The 18147-nt window shown below is 71.3% G+C and carries 20 protein-coding genes; 19 read left to right on the top strand and 1 reads right to left on the bottom strand.

Annotated features, from left to right (window positions below; genetic code table 11):
* Positions 1-93: 93 nt before the first annotated feature.
* On the top strand, positions 94-2028 hold the full coding sequence (gene ftsH / locus ACWD4O_RS30780) for an ATP-dependent zinc metalloprotease FtsH (protein ID WP_451284824.1): 1935 nt from the start codon (positions 94-96) through the stop codon (positions 2026-2028).
* Positions 2029-2172: 144 nt separating this feature from the next.
* Here ftsH and ACWD4O_RS30775 read toward each other — a convergent pair whose 3' ends face one another.
* Complete coding sequence (locus tag ACWD4O_RS30775; RefSeq protein ID WP_451284822.1) at positions 2173-3066, bottom strand: SAM-dependent methyltransferase; 894 nt, start codon at positions 3064-3066, stop codon at positions 2173-2175.
* Between the two features lie 199 nt (positions 3067-3265).
* Here ACWD4O_RS30775 and proS point away from each other — a divergent pair, with 199 nt between their 5' ends.
* The 18 genes from proS (at position 3266) to ACWD4O_RS30685 (ending at position 17993) form a co-directional block, all read left to right on the top strand.
* Entirely contained in the window at positions 3266-4681 is a 1416-nt protein-coding gene (proS, locus tag ACWD4O_RS30770) for a proline--tRNA ligase (protein WP_451284821.1), read from the top strand.
* Positions 4682-4940: 259 nt separating this feature from the next.
* Entirely contained in the window at positions 4941-5537 is a 597-nt protein-coding gene (locus ACWD4O_RS30765) for a hypothetical protein (protein WP_451284819.1), read from the top strand.
* Positions 5538-5827: 290 nt separating this feature from the next.
* A complete protein-coding gene (rpsP, locus tag ACWD4O_RS30760; RefSeq protein ID WP_451284817.1) occupies positions 5828-6250 on the top strand; it encodes a 30S ribosomal protein S16 in 423 nt (140 codons plus the stop codon).
* A gap of 5 nt (positions 6251-6255) precedes the next feature.
* Positions 6256-6495: an RNA-binding protein gene (locus ACWD4O_RS30755; protein ID WP_003973401.1), complete on the top strand. Its 240-nt coding sequence runs from the start codon at positions 6256-6258 to the stop codon at positions 6493-6495.
* Positions 6496-6580: 85 nt separating this feature from the next.
* On the top strand, positions 6581-7141 hold the full coding sequence (gene rimM / locus ACWD4O_RS30750; protein WP_451284815.1) for a ribosome maturation factor RimM: 561 nt from the start codon (positions 6581-6583) through the stop codon (positions 7139-7141).
* Positions 7141-7974: a tRNA (guanosine(37)-N1)-methyltransferase TrmD gene (gene trmD, locus ACWD4O_RS30745; RefSeq protein WP_451284813.1), complete on the top strand. Its 834-nt coding sequence runs from the start codon at positions 7141-7143 to the stop codon at positions 7972-7974. The genes rimM and trmD overlap by 1 nt, the downstream gene beginning before the upstream one ends.
* A 137-nt stretch (positions 7975-8111) precedes the next feature.
* A complete protein-coding gene (gene rplS, locus ACWD4O_RS30740; protein ID WP_351911624.1) occupies positions 8112-8462 on the top strand; it encodes a 50S ribosomal protein L19 in 351 nt (116 codons plus the stop codon).
* A 45-nt stretch (positions 8463-8507) separates the two neighbouring features.
* Positions 8508-9206: a signal peptidase I gene (gene lepB / locus ACWD4O_RS30735; protein ID WP_451284812.1), complete on the top strand. Its 699-nt coding sequence runs from the start codon at positions 8508-8510 to the stop codon at positions 9204-9206.
* Positions 9199-10296, top strand: coding sequence for a signal peptidase I (gene lepB / locus ACWD4O_RS30730; protein WP_451284811.1), 1098 nt, complete (start codon positions 9199-9201; stop codon positions 10294-10296). The genes lepB (ACWD4O_RS30735) and lepB (ACWD4O_RS30730) overlap by 8 nt, the downstream gene beginning before the upstream one ends.
* Positions 10184-11164, top strand: coding sequence for a signal peptidase I (gene lepB, locus ACWD4O_RS30725; RefSeq protein ID WP_451284810.1), 981 nt, complete (start codon positions 10184-10186; stop codon positions 11162-11164). The genes lepB (ACWD4O_RS30730) and lepB (ACWD4O_RS30725) overlap by 113 nt, the downstream gene beginning before the upstream one ends.
* A gap of 109 nt (positions 11165-11273) precedes the next feature.
* Positions 11274-12053, top strand: coding sequence for a signal peptidase I (gene lepB / locus ACWD4O_RS30720; RefSeq protein ID WP_451284808.1), 780 nt, complete (start codon positions 11274-11276; stop codon positions 12051-12053).
* The gene (locus tag ACWD4O_RS30715) at positions 12043-12579 is read left to right on the top strand and encodes an NUDIX hydrolase (protein ID WP_451284806.1); all 537 of its coding nucleotides are present in this window, start codon (positions 12043-12045) and stop codon (positions 12577-12579) included. The genes lepB (ACWD4O_RS30720) and ACWD4O_RS30715 overlap by 11 nt, the downstream gene beginning before the upstream one ends.
* 56 nt (positions 12580-12635) lie before the next feature.
* Positions 12636-12944 (top strand): DUF2469 domain-containing protein, encoded by a 309-nt coding sequence (locus ACWD4O_RS30710; protein WP_005311352.1) that lies wholly within the window; start codon positions 12636-12638, stop codon positions 12942-12944.
* A 106-nt stretch (positions 12945-13050) separates the two neighbouring features.
* Entirely contained in the window at positions 13051-13422 is a 372-nt protein-coding gene (locus ACWD4O_RS30705) for a YraN family protein (RefSeq protein ID WP_451284804.1), read from the top strand.
* Position 13423: 1 nt separating this feature from the next.
* On the top strand, positions 13424-15049 hold the full coding sequence (locus tag ACWD4O_RS30700; protein ID WP_451284802.1) for a YifB family Mg chelatase-like AAA ATPase: 1626 nt from the start codon (positions 13424-13426) through the stop codon (positions 15047-15049).
* Positions 15046-16221: a DNA-processing protein DprA gene (gene dprA / locus ACWD4O_RS30695; RefSeq protein WP_451284800.1), complete on the top strand. Its 1176-nt coding sequence runs from the start codon at positions 15046-15048 to the stop codon at positions 16219-16221. The genes ACWD4O_RS30700 and dprA overlap by 4 nt, the downstream gene beginning before the upstream one ends.
* Before the next feature lie 264 nt (positions 16222-16485).
* Positions 16486-17328 (top strand): RNA polymerase sigma factor WhiG, encoded by an 843-nt coding sequence (whiG, locus tag ACWD4O_RS30690; RefSeq protein WP_451284798.1) that lies wholly within the window; start codon positions 16486-16488, stop codon positions 17326-17328.
* Positions 17329-17435: 107 nt separating this feature from the next.
* Positions 17436-17993, top strand: a complete 558-nt coding sequence (locus tag ACWD4O_RS30685) for a TetR/AcrR family transcriptional regulator (protein ID WP_451284890.1) — start codon at positions 17436-17438, stop codon at positions 17991-17993.
* Positions 17994-18147 lie beyond the last annotated feature (154 nt).

Raw genomic sequence — 18147 nt, 5'->3', positions numbered from 1 at the left:
GCCCCGCCGCACCCGACGCCGAGGGCGCTCTCCCCGCACGGGAGGGCGCCCTCAGCGCATGCCGTGGCCCGTTCCGTGCCGTAACGTCCAGATATGGGCAATGCCGCGCCGTCCCGCAGGGCACCGGACCAGCCTTGGCGCACCGAGGGCACTCCCGAGGAGCCGCCGCGGCGGCCCGGCGGACGCAGGGGACGCGGCCGATGGTGGAGCCTCGCGGTCACCGCGGTGATCGTCTTCCTGCTGGTCTACGTGGGGCTGAACTACCTCGGTCAGGGCGACGAGCCGACGATCTCGTACACGGAGTTCAGCCGGCAGGTCGACGAGGGCAATGTCGAGAAGATCTACTCCAAGGGCGACGCCATCCAGGGCCAGCTCAAGCAGGCCCGGGACGATCCCGACGGCGACGGCGAGTACACCAAGTTCAAGACCCAGCGGCCGGCCTTCGCGGACGACGATCTCTGGCAGAGCCTGGACCGCCGCGATGTCACCGTGACCGCGCAGCCGGTGGTGCAGCAGCGCGGTCTGGTGTCCAACCTGCTGCTGTCACTGGTGCCGATCGTGATCCTGGTCGCGGTGTGGATCTTCTTCGCGCGGCGGGTCGGCGGCGGCATGGGCGGTGCGGGCGGCATGCTCGGCCGCAAGGCGCCGCCCAAGCCGGTCGAACTGCTGCCCGGCACCCAGCGCACCACCTTCGCCGACGTGGCCGGCATCGACGAGGTCAAGGGCGAGCTGGACGACGTCGTCGACTTCCTGGAGCACCCGGACGTCTATCGCCGGATGGGCGCCAAGATGCCGCGCGGGGTGCTGCTGGCCGGTTCGCCGGGCACCGGCAAGACCCTGCTGGCGCGGGCGGTGGCGGGCGAGGCGGGTGTGCCGTTCTTCTCGGCCTCGGCCTCCGAGTTCATCGAGATGATCGTCGGCGTTGGCGCCTCCCGGGTCCGGGAACTGTTCGCCGAGGCGCGCAAGGTGGCCCCGTCGATCATCTTCATCGACGAGATCGACACCATCGGGCGGGTCCGCAGCACGGGCGCCTCGGTCAGCGGTCACGACGAGCGTGAGCAGACGTTGAACCAGATCCTCACCGAGATGGACGGCTTCTCCGGCTCGGAGGGCGTGATCGTCATCGCGGCGACCAACCGCGCCGACATCCTCGACCCGGCGCTGACCCGGCCCGGTCGCTTCGACCGGGTGGTCAACGTCTCCCCGCCGGACCGCGCCGGACGCGCGGCGATCCTGGCGATCCACACCCGGGAGATCCCGCTCGCCGCCGACGTGGACCTGGTCCAGGTGGCGCGTACGACCCCGGGCATGACCGGTGCGGATCTGGCCAATCTCGCCAACGAGGCCGCCCTGCTCGCCGTCAAGCGAGGGCAGGAGCAGGTGACCGCGTCCGACCTCTCCGAAGCCCTGGAGAAGGTGCAGCTCGGGGCCGAGCGCACGCTCGTGATGCCCGAGGAGGACCGCCGGCGCACCGCCTACCACGAGAGCGGCCACGCCCTGCTCGGCATGCTCCAGCCCGGCGCCGACCCGGTCCGCAAGGTCACCATCGTGCCGCGCGGCCGGGCGCTCGGCGTGACGCTCTCCACCCCCGAGGTGGAGCGGTACGCACACTCCGAGGAGTACCTGCGCGGCCGCATCATCGGCGCCCTCGGCGGGATGGCCGCCGAGCATGTGATCTACGGGGTGGTCACGACGGGTGCGGAGAACGACCTCGAACAGGTCAGCAACATCGCCCGCGGGATGGTCGCGCGCTGGGGCATGAGCCCGCGGGTCGGCCGGCTCTCCGCCCTCCCGAGCGACGCCCAGCAGGCCTACGGCCTCGCCGCCGCGCCGGCCACCCTCGACGCCATCGACCACGAGATGCGCCGGATCGTCGACGAGTGCTACGAGGAGGCGTGCCGCAGACTCCGCGACCACCAGGACCAGTTGGACGCCCTCGCCCAGGCGCTGCTGGAGAACGAGACGCTGGAGGAGGCGGACGCCTACCGCATCGCCGGGATCGCCAGGCTGACCAAGGGAGAGGCGTAAGCGCTCCGCTGGGGGTGCCGCGAAGTGCCGCGATCTGCCGTCGTTCCGCCGCGGCGCCGTCGTGGCTGGTCGCGCCCGCGCGGCGGAGCCGCATATGTCAGCGCCCCGCGCCCCTTCAGGGCGCTGCCGCACCCGGGGCGTGTCTCAGGGCGTGCGCGCGATGAGGTACCGGAACACGTTCGGCATCCACACCGTCCCGTCCGGGCGCCGGTACGGGTGCAGTGCCTCCGTCAGTTCCTTGTCGACCTGCGCCTGGTCCGTCGCCGCGACCGCCGCGTCGAACAGGCCGGTGGACAGCAGGCCCCTGAGGGCGCTCTCCACGTCCGCGTACCCGAACGGGCAGGCCACCCGCCCCGAGCCGTCCGGCCGCAGCCCGGCCCGTCCGGCGACCTCCTCCAGGTCGTCGCGCAGCGCCGGACGCAGCCGGACCGTGCCGCCGCGCAGCGGATCGGCCAGCTTCGCCGCGACCCGCAGCACCGCCGACGTGGCGCAGCGCTCCGGCGGGCCCCAGCCGGCCAGCACCACGGGCGCGCCGCGCACGGCGAGCGGCTCGGCCTCGGTGAGCTGAGCGGCGAGCCGGTCCGCGTCGCCCGCGCGGCACCCGATCGGCTCGAAGGCGGTCACCAGGTTGTACGCGGGCGTCGCCGCGTCGACCGCGTTCTTCGGGGAGCGGTCGGTGAGCCGGATGCCGCCGCCGCTGCCGGCGTTTCCCGCACGCACGTGCGTGGCGCGCTCCTCGGGCTCCTGCGGCAGCAGCCGCTCGCGGGCGAGGGCCAGCCGTTCGGGGGAGGAGGGCTCGACACCCGTGAGGGCGGCCGCGCCTCTGGCGGCGGCCATCAGCAGGGCGAGCCCGGAGCCGCAGCCGAGGGCGAGGAGCCGGGTGCCGGCTCCTACGTCCAGTCGCTCGTGGACGGCCTCGTAGAGCGGCACCAGCATCCGCTCCTGGATCTCCGACCAGTCACGCGCGCGTGCACCCAGGTCCGCGCGGGACGTCGGTCCCGCGTGAGGCAGGTGCTGTCGCACGAGCGTAGGTGTCATGGATAAGCGCCCCAATCCGCCGAGAATCGACGCAGTAACCGATCAGGTGGCCCCCGTGCAGTGCGCTCGCACTTCCCCCGTATGTCAGGTAACTCCCCGTACGCGACGGCGTCCAGGGGTCTCGGGGCCCGGCTTGTGGACTTGCTGTGCCTGTGGCCAGAATTCACATTCCGGCAACTTGGGCCCGTACCATCGCGCCATGGCAAAGGCACCCGTTCTCACCCCGCGGGCAGACGATTTCCCGCGCTGGTACCAGGATCTGATCAACAAGGCGGAGCTGGCCGACAACGGCCCGGTGCGCGGCACGATGGTGATCCGACCGTACGGTTACGGGCTGTGGGAGCGGATGCAGGCGGAGATGGACGCCCGCATCAAGGAGACGGGCACCGAGAACGCGTACTTCCCGCTGCTGATCCCGCAGTCGTACCTCACGCGCGAGGCGGACCATGTCGAGGGTTTCGCGCCCGAGTTGGCCGTGGTCACGCACGGCGGCGGCAAGGAGCTGGAGGAGCCGGCGGTCGTCCGGCCCACGTCCGAGACGATCATCAACGAGTACTTCTCCAAGTGGGTGCAGAGCTACCGCGACCTGCCCCTGCTGATCAACCAGTGGGCCAACGTGGTCCGTTGGGAGCTGCGGCCCCGGCTGTTCCTGCGTACCTCCGAGTTCCTGTGGCAGGAGGGGCACACAGCCCACGCCACCTACGAGGAGGCCCGCGACTTCGCCGCGCACATCCATCGCGAGGTCTACGGCGACTTCCTGGAGAACGTCCTCGCGATCGACTTCGTCGCCGGCCGCAAGACCGTCAAGGAGCGCTTCGCGGGGGCGATCAACACGCTGACCCTCGAGAGCATGATGGGCGACGGCAAGGCCCTCCAGATGGTCACCAGCCACGAGCTGGGCCAGAACTTCGCCAAGGCCTTCAACACCCGGTACCTCTCGAAGGACGGCGCCCAGGAACTGGTCTGGCAGACCTCCTGGGGTTCGACGACCCGCATGATCGGCGCGCTGGTGATGACCCACGGCGACGACGACGGTCTGCGGGTGCCGCCGCGGCTGGCGCAGATCCAGGTCGTCGTCCTGGCGATCAAGGGCGACGAGGCGGTTCTGGCCAAGGTTCGCGAGCTGGGCGACCGGCTGAAGGCGGCGGGCATCCGCGTCCGGGTCGACGACCGCACCGACGTCCCGTTCGGACGGCGCGCGGTCGACTGGGAGCTCAAGGGCGTGCCCGTCCGCATCGAGATCGGGCCCCGTGACCTGGAGAACGGCACGGCGATGCTGGCCCGCCGGATCCCGGGAGGGAAGACGCCGGTGGCGATCGACACGATCGTCGGCCTGCTGCCCGCCCTCCTGGAGGAGGACCAGGCGCTGCTGCTGCGGCAGTCCCGCGAGCGCCGCGAGTCGCGTACGGCGGACGTGTCGACGATCGAGGAGGCGGCCGAGGCGGCCGTCGCCGGCGGCTGGGCGCGCATCCCGTGGGCGACCCTCGGCGAGGAGGGCGAGGCCAGGCTGGCCGAGCAGTCGCTGACCGTACGGTGTCTGGTCGCCGAGGACGGGTCGGTGCCGGACGACGGAGACGCTCCCGGTAACGTCGCGATCGTCGCGCGCGCTTACTGAGACAGCGCCCTCCGCCGAGAGAGCGACCGAAACGCCCCTTGCGCCTCTGCGGATCATCCCTGCCCCGGCGCGCGGACATGGTCTACGCGCCGGGTCGTAAGGGGCCTACGCACCAGCTTGGTATGAGCTGTGAGGCTTCTCCGCAGATCAGCGCACCCGCCCTCGTCTCCACGCATCAGTGGCAACTGACGGGTACGTGCAAATTATTTGGGATGCCCCGGAATAGGAACACAGGGGCACCCCCGCTCGTTGTCATTACGTGAGCACGACACAGACACCACCAGTTCTCGCCGCAGAGCTGGCAGAGGCGTGGGCCGACATTCAGCGGTACCACCCCGAACTGCCGGATCTCGCCGCGCCAGAGTCCCTGATCGGGGAGTCGTCGTCCGCCTGCGGTCACGAGCTCTCCTTCGAGCGACTGCTTCACGAAGCAGTCCATGGCATCGCCGCCGCCCGAGGCGTCCGCGACACCTCCCGTGCCGGCCGCTACCACAACCGCAGATTCCTCGCGATCGCCGAGGAGCTGGGCCTGGACCACCCGGAGGAACCGCACCCGAGCAGCGGTTTCTCCCTGGTCACGCTCAACCCCGAGGCCAAGCGCCGCTACCGGCCGACGATCGAGCGCGTCCAGCGGGCCCTCAAGGCCCATACGGCGGCCACCTCCGCCGACACCACCCGCACGTTCCGCGGCCCGGCGGCCCGCCACGGCTCCTCCGGCGGAGGAGTCCGGGTGAAGGCCGTCTGCGACTGCGGGCGCAATGTGCGGGTCGTGCCCTCGGTCCTGGCCCAGGCGCCGATCGTGTGCGGGGGCTGCGGCAAGCCGTTCCGGATCCCGGAGATCGTCGGCGCGGCCTAGTCACGGGCAGGTCATGCACCGGCATCTCGTGGCTGCCGGTTCAGCGTGGCGCGGGGCGCCGTCGCCTTGTCGACGGCTCCCCGCGGGCGCCGGGCGCCCGTCAGGCATGCCCTGAACCACCCGTGGCCGGAAGGGGCCCAGGTGGTGTGGCACAATGGCTAGCTGTACTCGACAGTCGCACAGGACCCCTCTCTCCTCCGGCTGACGCGTCCATCGGGCACTCGGGTACCGCAACCCCACGCGGCAATCTGCCGTGCCCAACCACGTCAAAACCAGGAGAACCCACTCCCGTGGCAGTCAAGATCAAGCTGAAGCGTCTGGGCAAGATCCGTTCGCCTCACTACCGCATCGTCGTCGCCGACTCCCGCACCCGTCGTGACGGCCGTGCGATCGAGGAGATCGGCAAGTACCAGCCGACGTACAACCCGTCGGTCATGGAGGTCGACGCCGACCGCGTGGCGTACTGGCTGGGTGTCGGCGCGCAGCCGACCGAGCCCGTGCTCGCCATCCTGAAGAAGACCGGCGACTGGCAGAAGTTCAAGGGCGAGCCCGCCCCGGTGCCGCTGCTCGTCGCCGAGCCGAAGAAGGCTCGCCCGCTGTTCGAGGCCCTCGGCGGCGACGACTCGGGCAAGGGTGAGGCCATCACCCAGAAGAAGAAGGCCGAGAAGAAGGACGAGGCTGCGGCCGAGTCCTCTGAGTCGACCGAGGCCTGAGCAGCATGCTCGAAGAGGCGCTTGAGCACCTCGTGAAGGGCATCGTCGACAACCCCGACGATGTGCAGGTCGCGTCCCGCAACCTGCGCCGCGGGCGCGTGCTCGAGGTCCGGGTCCACCCGGACGACCTCGGCAAGGTGATCGGCCGCAACGGCCGCACCGCACGCGCTCTGCGCACCGTCGTGGGCGCCATCGGCGGCCGGGGCGTCCGCGTCGACCTCGTCGACGTGGACCACGTTCGCTGAACGCGTTTCGCAGCACCGGCTCGGGCCGGGGAGGGCCACTGGGCCGTCCCCGGCCCGTAGTCGTTACGACAGGAGATCCAGAGAAGTGCAGTTGGTTGTCGCTCGCATCGGCCGCGCCCATGGCATCAAGGGCGAGGTCACCGTCGAGGTCCGTACCGACGAGCCGGAACTCCGGCTCGCTCCCGGTGCCGTGCTGGCCACCGATCCGGCCGCCACCGGCCCGCTCACCATCGAGACCGGCCGCGTCCACAGCGGTCGCCTCCTGCTGCGCTTCGAGGGCGTACGCGACCGCACCGCCGCCGAGGCCCTGCGCAACACCCTCCTGATCGCCGACGTCGATCCGGAGGAACTGCCGGAGGACGAGGGCGAGTACTACGACCACCAGCTCATGGACCTGGACGTGGTCACCAAGGACGGCGTCGAGGTCGGCCGGATCACCGAGATCTCGCACCTGCCCTCGCAGGACCTGTTCATCGTCGAGCGGCCCGACGGCACCGAGGTGATGATCCCGTTCGTCGAGGCGATCGTCGTCGAGATCGACCTCGAGGAGCAGCGGGCCGTCATCGACCCGCCGCCGGGGCTGATCGACGACCGGGCGGAGATCGCCTCCGAACGGGACGCGGCCGAAGGCGAGGGCACGGAGTAATGCGCCTCGACGTCGTCACGATCTTCCCCGAGTACCTCGACCCGCTGAACGTCTCCCTCGTCGGCAAGGCACGCGCGCGTGGGCAGCTCGACGTCCGGGTGCACGACCTGCGGCAGTGGACGTACGACCGGCACAACACCGTCGACGACACCCCCTACGGCGGCGGGCCGGGCATGGTCATGAAGACCGACCCCTGGGGTGCCGCCCTCGACACCGTCCTCGCCGACGGTTACGAGCGGGGCGCGCACGCACCGGCGCTCGTCGTGCCGACCCCCAGCGGCCGCCCCTTCACCCAGGAACTGGCGGTCGAGCTCTCCGCACGCCCCTGGCTGATCTTCACACCGGCCCGCTACGAGGGCATCGACCGACGGGTCATCGACGAGTACGCCACCCGGATCCCGGTCTACGAGGTCTCCATCGGCGACTACGTCCTGGCCGGCGGAGAGGCCGCCGTCCTCGTCGTCACCGAGGCCGTGGCGCGACTGCTGCCCGGTGTGCTCGGCAACGCCGAGTCGCACCGCGACGACTCCTTCGCGCCCGGCGCCATGGCCAACCTCCTGGAAGGCCCCGTCTACACCAAGCCGCCCGCCTGGCGCGGCCGGGAGATCCCCGAGGTGCTGCTCAGCGGCCACCACGGGAAGATCGCCCGCTGGCGCCGCGACGAGGCCCTGCGCCGCACCACGGCCAACCGGCCCGACCTGATAGAGCGCTGCGATCCGAAGACCTTCGACAAGAAGGACCGCGAGATGCTCTCCATCCTGGGCTGGATGCCCGACCCGGAGGGTGCGCCCTACGGTCGATTTTGGCGCAGGACCGAGGGCATGGAAGAATAGGTCGCTGTTGTGCGCCGTCCGGTGTGCGCCCCTGCCGCAGGGGGACACGACGCCCGCCTCGACGGGCACACGGCACTCAATCCTCGAACATCTAGTTCCGTTGATGACCTGTGGCATCAGCGAAGAAAGCAGACGAAATGTCTCACCTGCTCGACAATGTCGACGCCGCGTCGCTGCGCACCGACATCCCGGCCTTCCGCCCGGGTGACACCGTCAACGTCCACGTCCGCGTCATCGAGGGCAACCGCTCCCGTGTGCAGCAGTTCAAGGGCGTGGTGATCCGCCGCCAGGGCGCCGGAGTCCGCGAGACCTTCACGGTCCGCAAGGTCTCCTTCTCCGTCGGCGTCGAGCGCACGTTCCCGGTGCACACCCCGATCGTCGAGAAGATCGAGCTCGTCACCCGCGGTGACGTGCGTCGCGCGAAGCTGTACTACCTCCGTGAGCTGCGCGGCAAGGCCGCGAAGATCAAGGAGAAGCGCGACAACTGAGTGCCTTCAGGGGTTCATAGAGGGGCCGGATAGCATCTGGCCCCGATGGACACCGAAGCTCGAACGACGACGGAGCGCGACCGCTCCTCCAGCCCTGAACCAGTGGGCGCGGAGGGCCGGTCGCGTTTCGCGTTGGTGGCGTGGATCACGGAGCGGATCCCGGGCGGCCGGATCAGTCTCACCCTGCTGCTCTGCCTGGTGTTTTTGCTGGTCCTCAACGCTTTCGTGGCGCAACCATTCCAGATTCCCAGCGGATCCATGGAAAACGGATTGAGGATCGGCGACCGGGTTCTCGTAAATAAGTTGGCGTACCGTTTCGGTGCCGAGCCGCGGCGCGGCGACGTCATCGTGTTCGACGGCACCGGGTACTTCGGGAACTCCGACTACATCAAGCGCGTCGTGGGTGTAGGGGGAGACCACGTTGTCTGCTGCGACAAGGAGGGGAGCATCCAGGTGAACGGCCGGTCGGTCGACGAGTCGACGTTCCTGTACCCCGGCGACAGCCCGTCCACGGTGGACTTCGACGCGGTCGTACCGGACGGCGCACTGTTCGTCCTCGGCGACCATCGCAGTCACTCCAGCGATTCCCGGGACCACCTGGGCTCACCGGGCGGCGGCATGATCCCCGTCGGCGCGGTGATCGGCCGTGCCGACTGGGTCGTCTGGCCCTACGCCCACCTCACGCGTCTGCCCCGACCGGGTGCCTACGCGCGAGTGCCCGGCACGGAGGGCGCCCATGGGTAACCGCGGCAAGCCGCGCGGCGTGCCCAGCTCCGCCGCGGACCAGCTCCTGCCCACCGGCGTCCGGCGCGCCGCCAGCCCGTCTGGCGGCCGCTCGCGCGCGGAGCGGCGCAAGCTCCAGCGCAAGGTCAAGCGCAAGCGCAGGCGGTCGGCCGTCCGGGAGATACCGCTGCTGGTCGGCGTCGCCGTCCTGATAGCCCTGGTGCTGAAGACGTTTCTCGTACAGGCCTTCGTGATCCCGTCCGGCTCCATGGAACAGACGATCCAGATCGGCGACCGCGTCCTGGTCGACAAGTTCACCCCGTGGTTCGGCTCGAAGCCCGAGCGCGGGGACGTCGTCGTCTTCAAGGATCCCGGCGGCTGGCTGGACGACGAGCAGACCACGACCAAGAAGGAGGACCCGATCGTCGTCAAGCAGATCAAGGAAGGGCTCACCTTCATCGGTCTGCTGCCGTCCGACAACGAGAAGGACCTCATCAAGCGGGTCGTCGGGGTGGGCGGCGACCGCGTCGTGTGCTGCGACACGCAGGGCCGGGTGACCGTCAACGGTCTTCCCCTGGAGGAGGGGGCGTATCTGTACCCCGGCAACGAGCCCTCCGCCACGGCCTTCGACATCACCGTCCCCCAGGGGCGGCTGTGGGTGATGGGCGATCACCGGGCCAACTCTGCGGACTCCCGCGCCCATCAGAACACCGACTACGGCGGCACCGTCTCGGAGGACGAGGTGGTGGGGCGCGCCATGGTCATCGCCTGGCCGCTGGGTCACTGGGTCCGCCTCAAAGAACCGCAAACTTTCTCTTCCGTGTCCGGCTCGACGGCCACGACGACCGCGTCCGCCCAGCTGTCGCATAGGGTTGCTCCCGGCGATCCGAACGGATCGGTTCGACAACTCCCGAGCCCTGCGGAACTCCCGCTCGTTATGGGAGTGGTGGGCCTGCGTCGTATGTGGGGCAGGCAGCGGCACAGAGTGAGGAGTTGGCGTGGGGGATGTGGCGGTTGGCGCACGGTCCGGGCACGACGGCGAGGATCATCGCGGACACCCCGTGGAAGCCGCCGACCCGGCTCTGGACGGCGGCGTGACCTCCGGGAGTGACCCCGCGGCGGGCGGCGACGGCCCTCCGGCGGACGAGCCGCCCGGGACCGACGAGGTGGGGTCCGGCGACTCGGCCCCGAAGCCGAGGAAGCCGCGCTCCTTCTGGAAGGAGCTGCCGATCCTGATCGGCATCGCGCTCGTCCTCGCGCTGCTGATCAAGACGTTCCTGGTGCAGGCGTTCTCCATCCCGTCGGCCTCGATGGAGAACACCCTCAGGATCGGCGACCGGGTCCTGGTGGACAAGCTGACCCCGTGGTTCGGCTCCGAGCCGGAGCGCGGCGAGGTCGTCGTCTTCCACGACCCCGACGACTGGCTGGCCGGCGAGGCCACCGTCGACCCGAACGCCTTCCAGACCTTCCTCAGCTGGATCGGCCTGATGCCGTCCGCGGAGGAGAAGGACCTGATCAAGCGGGTCGTCGGGGTCGGCGGGGACACCGTCTCCTGCAAGGGCACGGGCCCGCTCACGGTCAACGGCAAGGCGCTGAACGAGCCTTACGTGTACCCCGGCAACACTCCGTGCAGCCAGGACGACCAGGGCGGTCAGTTCACGGTGAAGGTCCCCAAGGGGTACGTCTGGGTGATGGGCGACCACCGGCAGAACTCCCGTGACTCGCGCTACAACCAGTCGGACGAGAACCACGGCATGGTGCCCGTCGACCAGGTCGTCGGCCGTGCCATCGTCAAGGCATGGCCGCTCACCCGCTGGGGCACGCTGCCGGTGCCGGACACCTTCGACCAGGACGGCCTGAGCGACCAGTCCGCAGCCTCCGCGGCCCTGACGGTCGCCCCGCAGGGCCTGGCCCTCGCCGGGGTCGTGCCGGTGGTCCTGTGGCGTCGTCGGCGCACGGCGGACGCCGAGACCCGCTGATCTTCCCTCTGTCGCTCGGCAAACCCTTTCCCAAGGTTGCGGCCCTGGCCGGGAATGCCGAGGAAGAGGGGCTGCCCCGGTTCGGTACCGCCGGGTAGGGTGCGGATCCATGGGTGGCGAGAGCACTACGCGTACGGCCCCGCACAGCGGGGGCATCAGCAGTGGCCCGGTGGGCAGCCGGACCGGACAACGTCTGTCCGGACTGGCCGTCGCACTGGGCCTCGTGCTGTTCCTCGCCGGATTCGGCTGGGGCGCGCTGGTCTACCGGCCGTACACCGTGCCCACCTCCTCCATGAGCCCGACGATCGCCGCCGGCGACCGCGTCCTGGCCGAGCGGATCGACGGCGGCGAGGTGCGCCGTGGGGACGTCGTCGTCTTCACCGACAAGACCTGGGCGAGCGACTCGGCCGTGGTCAAGCGGGTCGTCGCGATCGGCGGCGACACGGTCGCCTGCTGCACCGACGGCAAGCTGACCGTCAACGGCAAGCAGATCGAGGAACCGTATCTGCCGGCGGGCAGCCTGGCCGAGATCAAGAACTTCCCGACCGTGACCGTCCCCGACGGCAGGCTCTTCCTGCTCGGTGACGAGCGGGAGGGCTCCCTGGACTCCACCGCCCACCTCTCGGACGCGGCGCAGGGCACGGTCGCGCGGAGTGCCGTGACGGCGCGCGTCGACGCCGTCGTCTGGCCCATGAACGGCATGCTGAAGCGTCCGACGGGCTTCGAGACCCTCGGCGACCTCTCCCGGCCCGGTCCGCTGCGCACGATGGGCTGGATGATCGTCGTCGGTGCGGTGCTGGTGCTGGGCGGCGCGGCGTACGGCCCGATCGCCAAGCGGACGTCGGCCCGCCGCGGCCGCAACCAGCCGGAGCCGGCCGGTGCCCGCTGACCCGGCGGACGAGCCGGGGGGCGCGACTCCCGACTCGTACGGAGGCGGGCTGCGCAAGGTCGCCCGGGTCGTCCTCCTCGACCCGCAGGACCGCATCCTGCTGCTGCACGGCCATGAGCCCGACGACCCGGCCGACGACTGGTGGTTCACACCGGGCGGCGGCGTCGAGGGCGAGGAGACCCGTGAAGAGGCCGCCCTGCGGGAGCTCGTCGAGGAGACCGGGATCGCCGAGGTCGAGCTCGGCCCGGTGCTCTGGCGGCGGAGGTGCTCCTTCCCGTTCGCCGGCCGCCGCTGGGACCAGGACGAGTGGTACTACCTCGCCCGTACGACCGTGACGGCGACCCGCGCGACGGCTCTGACCGAGCTGGAGCGGCGCAGTGTCGCCGGAGCACGTTGGTGGACGTGTCAGGAGCTGACCCGGGCACATGAGACGGTGTATCCGACCAGACTCGCCGAGCTGCTGCGCCGGCTGCTCGACGAAGGTCCTCCGGCCGGACCGGTGACCCTAGACACGGAAATCGTCTAGAGGCGCACGGGACTGGCGCACAATGGGGGGATCGCACGGCTGAAGGGGAACATGCCATGAGCGCCGAGGACCTCGAGAAGTACGAGACCGAGATGGAGCTGAAGCTCTACCGGGAGTACCGCGATGTCGTCGGTCTGTTCAAATATGTGATCGAGACCGAGCGGCGCTTCTACCTCACCAATGACTACGAGATGCAGGTGCACTCGGTCCAGGGCGAGGTGTTCTTCGAGGTGTCGATGGCGGACGCCTGGGTGTGGGACATGTACCGGCCGGCCCGGTTCGTGAAGCAGGTACGAGTGCTCACGTTCAAGGACGTGAACATCGAGGAGCTGAACAAGAGCGACCTGGAGCTTCCGGGGAGCTGAGTTCGCTCGCACGGGTGACCAGGTTGTCCACAGCCGCCGACTTCTCCACCAAGATCCTTCCGGTGGCGGCTGATGCGTGAGTGTCGGTGCCGGAGGTGGTGCCGACATGAACGCGGATCTGGCACGTGGTGCACGCGGCAGGTACGGCGAGGAGCTGGCCGCCCGACGGCTGGCCGAGGCCGGAATGACGGTCCTGGAGCGCAACTGGCGCTGTGGCAGGACCGGTGAGATCGACATCGTCGCCAGGGACGGCGACGTCCTGGTCGTCTGCGAGGTGAAGACCCGCAGCGGGGGCGGATTCCAGCACCCGATGGCGGCGGTGACGCCGGAGAAGGTCGAGCGTCTGCGCGGGCTGGCCGAGCGGTGGATCCAGGCGCACGGGGGAGCTCCGCCGGGCGGCGTCCGCATCGACCTCATCGGCGTCGTCCTGCCCCGCCGCGGAGCGGCCGTCGTCGAGCACGCGCGGGGGGTGGCCTGAGATGGGGTTCGCGCGCACGTGCTCGGTGACGCTGGTGGGCGTCGAAGGAGTCGTCGTCGAGGTCCAGGCCGACCTCGAACCGGGAGTGGCGGCCTTCACGCTGGTGGGGCTGCCGGACAAGAGCCTGACCGAGAGCCGCGAGCGGGTCCGGGCGGCGGTGGTCAACTCGGGCGGCGAATGGCCGCAGAAGAAGCTCACCGTCGGACTCAGCCCGGCCTCGGTGCCCAAGGGAGGCAGCGGTTTCGATCTTGCTGTGGCCTGCGCCGTGCTCGGCGCGGCCGAGCGGATCGACCCGCGGGTGCTCACCGACATCGTGATGATCGGGGAACTCGGCCTGGACGGACGGGTGCGCCCGGTGCGGGGCATCCTGCCCGCCGTGCTGGCCGCGGCCGACGCCGGATACGAACAGGTGGTCGTGCCGGAGTGCGCCGCGGCCGAAGCGGCGCTGGTCCCGGGGGTCTCGGTGCTCGGGGTGCGCAGCCTGCGCCAGCTGATCGCCGTCCTCGCGGACGAGCCCGTGCCCGAGGAGGAGCCGGACGACACGGGCCGCCCGGATCCGCTCCTGGCCGGCCTGCGGATGCCCGGCACGGGCGCGGCCACCGGCATGCACAGCTTCGGCGCCGCCCAGCACGACCACGAACACGACCTCGCGGACGTCGTCGGCCAGGGCTCGGCGCGCACCGCGGTGGAGGTGGCCGCCGCGGGCGGACACCACCTCTTCCTGGAAGGACCGCCCGGGGCGGGCAAGACCATGCTCGCGGAGCGCCTGCCGGCCGTGCTGCCCCGGCTGGGCCGGCAGGAGTCGCTGGAGGTCACCGCGGTGCACTCGGTGGCCGGGCTGCTGCCGCCGGGCAAGCCCCTCATCGACCTGCCCCCGTACTGCGCCCCGCACCACTCGGCCACCATGCAGTCGCTGATCGGGGGCGGGGCGGGGATGGCCCGGCCCGGAGCCGTGTCGCTGGCCCACCGGGGAGTGCTCTTCCTCGACGAGACCCCGGAATTCGGCAGCCAGGCACTCGACGCGCTGCGGCAGCCGCTGGAGGCGGGGCATGTGGTGATCGCGCGCAGTGCGGGAGTGGTCCGGTTCCCGGCCCGCTTCCAGATGGTGCTCGCGGCCAACCCCTGCCCGTGCGGCCGGTTCTCGCAACGGGACAGCCTGTGCGAGTGTCCGCCCTCCGTGATCCGCCGCTATCAGGCGCGGCTCTCCGGCCCGCTGCTCGACCGGGTCGACCTGCGCGTCGAGGTCGACCCGGTCAGCCGGGCCGAGCTCGCGCACCGCGGTCCCGGCGGGGAGTCCACGGCGACCGTCGCCGACCGGGTCAGGGCCGCCCGGGAGCGTGCGGCGGCCCGGCTGGCGGGCACCCCGTGGCGGACCAACAGCGAGGTGCCGGGACGTGAGCTGCGCAGTCGCTGGCATGCCGCCGTCGGGGCCATGGACGAGGCGGAGCGGAACCTGGAGCGAGGGGTGCTGACCGCCCGGGGGCTCGACCGGGTGCTGCGTGTCGCCTGGACCGTCGCCGACCTCGTCGGGCACGACCGCCCCGGCGCGATGGACGTGGCCCTGGCCCTGCAACTGCGCACGAGGGTGCCACGCGGCGTCCCGATGGCCCTCGGGGCCCTGACATGAACGGCCCCGACGCGAACGGCGGTGGCGGGCTTTCCGACGACCGGCTCGCCCGCGTCTTCCTCGGGCGGGTCCTCGAGCCCGGCGACGAGGTGGGCGGGCAGTGGGTGCGGGAGCGCGGGGTGCCGGAGGTGGTGCGGCGGCTGCGGAGCGACGGGGAGCCGCTGCCGGGGGTGACCGCCCGGCGCTGGGCCGGTCTGCGGGCGCGCGCCGGGCGGGCCGAGCCGGAGCGCGATCTGGCCGTCGCGCGGGAGACCGGGGTGCGGTTCGTGTGCCCGGGAGACGCCGAGTGGCCGGGCACGCTGGACGAGCTCGGGGACGCCCGGCCGCTGGGGCTGTGGGTGCGCGGGCGGCCCAGTCTGCGGATGTGGGCGCTGCGGTCGGTCGCCGTCGTCGGAGCCCGCGCCTGCACCGAGTACGGCGCCCACATGGCCGCCACCCTCGCCTGCGGCCTGGCCGAACGAGGCTGGGTCGTGGTGTCCGGCGGGGCCTACGGAGTCGACGGCGCCGCCCACCGGGGCGCCCTCGGCGCGGGCGGCGCCACCGTCGCCGTCCTCGCCTGCGGGGTCGACCAGCCCTATCCGCGGGGCCACACGGAGTTGATCAACCGGATCGCGGAACAGGGCCTGGTGGTCGGGGAGTTGCCGCCCGGGGACCATCCGACGCCGAGCAGGTTCATCCTGCGCAATCGGGTGATCGCCGCCCTCACCCGGGGCACGGTCGTCGTCGAGGCCGCCTACCGCAGCGGCTCGCTGGTCACCGCGCGGGCGGCGCAGCGGCTGGGCCGGCACACGATAGGAGTGCCCGGGCCGGCCACCAGCGGCCTCTCCACCGGGGTGCACGAGCTCCTGCGGGGGGAGGCCGTGCTGGTCACCGACGCCGCGGAGATCGTCGAACTGGTGGGTGACATGGGTGAGCTGGCCCCGGACCGGCGGGGGCCGGTGCTGCCGCGCGATCTGCTGGAGCCGGGCGCCCGGCGGGTCCTGGCCGCGCTGCCCGCCCGCAGGCCCGCGGCGGCCGAGGAGGTCGCCCGCGAGGCCCGCACCACACCCGACGACGCGATCGCGAGGCTGTATGAGCTCAAGGCACTCGGCTATGTCGAACGACACGGCGACGGCTGGAAGTTGACACGCCAGGCGATGGTCTCCGTTCGAGGGGGTCGCCCGCCGTGTTGACCCGGGGTGTTCGGCCGTCCGGGGGAACGCCGAAAGCCTTGGGAATTCAGCCAGTTGACCCACTCCGATGATCATCCACGGCGACCGGCGTGACCCCGGAGTGCGTCCAGCGGAACGTATCTGCGCACCGGTCCGGGCACGGTCTTCGCGCACCGCGACACTCCAGTCACGCTACGCTCACGAGGATTCCGGCACAGAACGGCACCACTGCACCACGCGGTACCCACCTCGCACACATCACGGCAGAACGGCACAAGGCGACGAATGCCCCAGCACACCTCCGGGTCCGACCGGGCGGCGATCCCCCCAGCCGCCCGTGACGGTGGCAGCGTGCGCCCGCCCGCTCCCTCGACGCTCGACGAGCTGTGGCGCTCGTACAAGACGACCGGGGACGAGCGGCTGCGGGAGCAGCTGATCCTGCACTACTCACCGCTGGTGAAGTACGTGGCGGGAAGGGTGAGCGTCGGTCTGCCGCCCAATGTGGAGCAGGCCGACTTCGTGTCCTCCGGGGTCTTCGGGCTGATCGACGCGATCGAGAAGTTCGACATCGACCGGGAGATCAAGTTCGAGACGTACGCGATCACCCGCATCCGCGGCGCGATGATCGACGAGCTGCGCGCGCTGGACTGGATCCCGCGGTCGGTGCGGCAGAAGGCCCGAAACGTCGAGCGGGCCTACGCCACGCTGGAGGCACGGCTGCGGCGAACCCCGTCGGAGTGCGAGGTGGCCACCGAGCTGGGCATCGCGGTGGACGAACTGCACGCCGTGTTCAGCCAGTTGTCGCTGGCCAACGTGGTCGCGCTGGAGGAGCTGCTGCATGTCGGGGGCGAGGGCGGCGACCGGCTGAGCCTGATGGACACCCTCGAGGACACCGCCGCGGACAACCCCGTGGAGGTGGCCGAGGACCGGGAGCTCAGACGGTTCCTGGCGCGGGCCATCAACACCCTGCCCGACCGGGAGAAGACGGTCGTCACGCTGTACTACTACGAAGGGCTGACGCTCGCCGAGATCGGGAACGTGCTGGGCGTGACCGAGAGCAGGGTCAGCCAGATCCACACCAAGTCCGTGCTCCAGCTGCGCGCGAAGCTGGCGAGCTTCGGCCGTTGAGCCGCGTTCGCCGACCTGGCCGGATGACACGAGTGCGGGCGGAGTCACTCCCGCCGGGGGTGGCGCGTCCGTAGAGTGTTGACGTGCCAAGGATTCGAGCGGCCTCCGTGGCCGAGCACCGATCGATGCAGCGCGCCTCCCTCCTGGACGCGGCACGCTCCCTGTTGTCCGAGGGCGGGACGGAGGCGCTGACCTTCCCGGCCCTGGCCGAGCGGACGGGCCTCGCGCGCTCGTCCGTGTACGAGTACTTCCGCTCGCGCGCCGCCGTGGTCGAGGAGCTGTGCGAGGTCGACTTCCCCGTGTGGGCGGCGGAGGTCGAGGCGGCCATGGCCGCGGTCGACGGCGCGGAGGCCAAGGTCGAGGCGTATGTCCGGCGGCAGCTCGCGCTGGTGGGCGACCGGCGGCACCGGGCCGTGGTCGCGATCTCGGCGAGCGAGCTGGACGCGGGGGCCCGGGAGAAGATCCGGGCCGCGCACGGCGGCCTCGTGACGATGATCGGGAAGGCGCTGGCGGAGCTGGGGCACGCGGAGCCCCGCCTGGCGGCGATGCTCCTGCAGGGCGTCGTGGACGCGGCGGTGCGACGGATCGAGCTGGGCGCCGCGGAGGACCCCTCGGCGATCACGGACGCGGCGGTGGCGATGGTCCTGCGAGGCGTCCAGGGCTGAGGCCCGACCCGGCCGTCCGCCCCGCCCGGCCGTCCGCCCCGCCCGGCCGCCCGCCCCGACTGCCCGGCCGACGGCCCTTCCGGCCGTCCGGCCCGCCTTGAACGGTGCCCGCCTTGAACGGTGCCCGCCTTGAACGGCGCCCGCCTTGAACGGC

Source organism: Streptomyces sp. NPDC002623 (assembly GCF_053592635.1).
The sequence above is the reverse complement of the archived record's forward strand: the minus strand, read 5'-3'. Positions and strand labels throughout refer to the sequence as shown.

What these genes read in the sequence shown, in the direction of transcription:
- ftsH (WP_451284824.1), top strand. Translation starts at nt 94, where the DNA reads ATGGGCAATGCCGCGCCGTCCCGCAGGGCACCGGACCAGCCTTGGCGC.
- ACWD4O_RS30775 (WP_451284822.1), bottom strand. Translation starts at nt 3,066, where the DNA reads ATGACACCTACGCTCGTGCGACAGCACCTGCCTCACGCGGGACCGACG.
- proS (WP_451284821.1), top strand. Translation starts at nt 3,266, where the DNA reads ATGGCAAAGGCACCCGTTCTCACCCCGCGGGCAGACGATTTCCCGCGC.
- ACWD4O_RS30755 (WP_003973401.1), top strand. Translation starts at nt 6,256, where the DNA reads ATGCTCGAAGAGGCGCTTGAGCACCTCGTGAAGGGCATCGTCGACAAC.
- trmD (WP_451284813.1), top strand. Translation starts at nt 7,141, where the DNA reads ATGCGCCTCGACGTCGTCACGATCTTCCCCGAGTACCTCGACCCGCTG.
- rplS (WP_351911624.1), top strand. Translation starts at nt 8,112, where the DNA reads ATGTCTCACCTGCTCGACAATGTCGACGCCGCGTCGCTGCGCACCGAC.
- lepB (WP_451284812.1), top strand. Translation starts at nt 8,508, where the DNA reads ATGGACACCGAAGCTCGAACGACGACGGAGCGCGACCGCTCCTCCAGC.
- lepB (WP_451284811.1), top strand. Translation starts at nt 9,199, where the DNA reads ATGGGTAACCGCGGCAAGCCGCGCGGCGTGCCCAGCTCCGCCGCGGAC.
- lepB (WP_451284808.1), top strand. Translation starts at nt 11,274, where the DNA reads ATGGGTGGCGAGAGCACTACGCGTACGGCCCCGCACAGCGGGGGCATC.
- ACWD4O_RS30710 (WP_005311352.1), top strand. Translation starts at nt 12,636, where the DNA reads ATGAGCGCCGAGGACCTCGAGAAGTACGAGACCGAGATGGAGCTGAAG.
- ACWD4O_RS30705 (WP_451284804.1), top strand. Translation starts at nt 13,051, where the DNA reads ATGAACGCGGATCTGGCACGTGGTGCACGCGGCAGGTACGGCGAGGAG.
- ACWD4O_RS30700 (WP_451284802.1), top strand. Translation starts at nt 13,424, where the DNA reads ATGGGGTTCGCGCGCACGTGCTCGGTGACGCTGGTGGGCGTCGAAGGA.
- dprA (WP_451284800.1), top strand. Translation starts at nt 15,046, where the DNA reads ATGAACGGCCCCGACGCGAACGGCGGTGGCGGGCTTTCCGACGACCGG.
- whiG (WP_451284798.1), top strand. Translation starts at nt 16,486, where the DNA reads ATGCCCCAGCACACCTCCGGGTCCGACCGGGCGGCGATCCCCCCAGCC.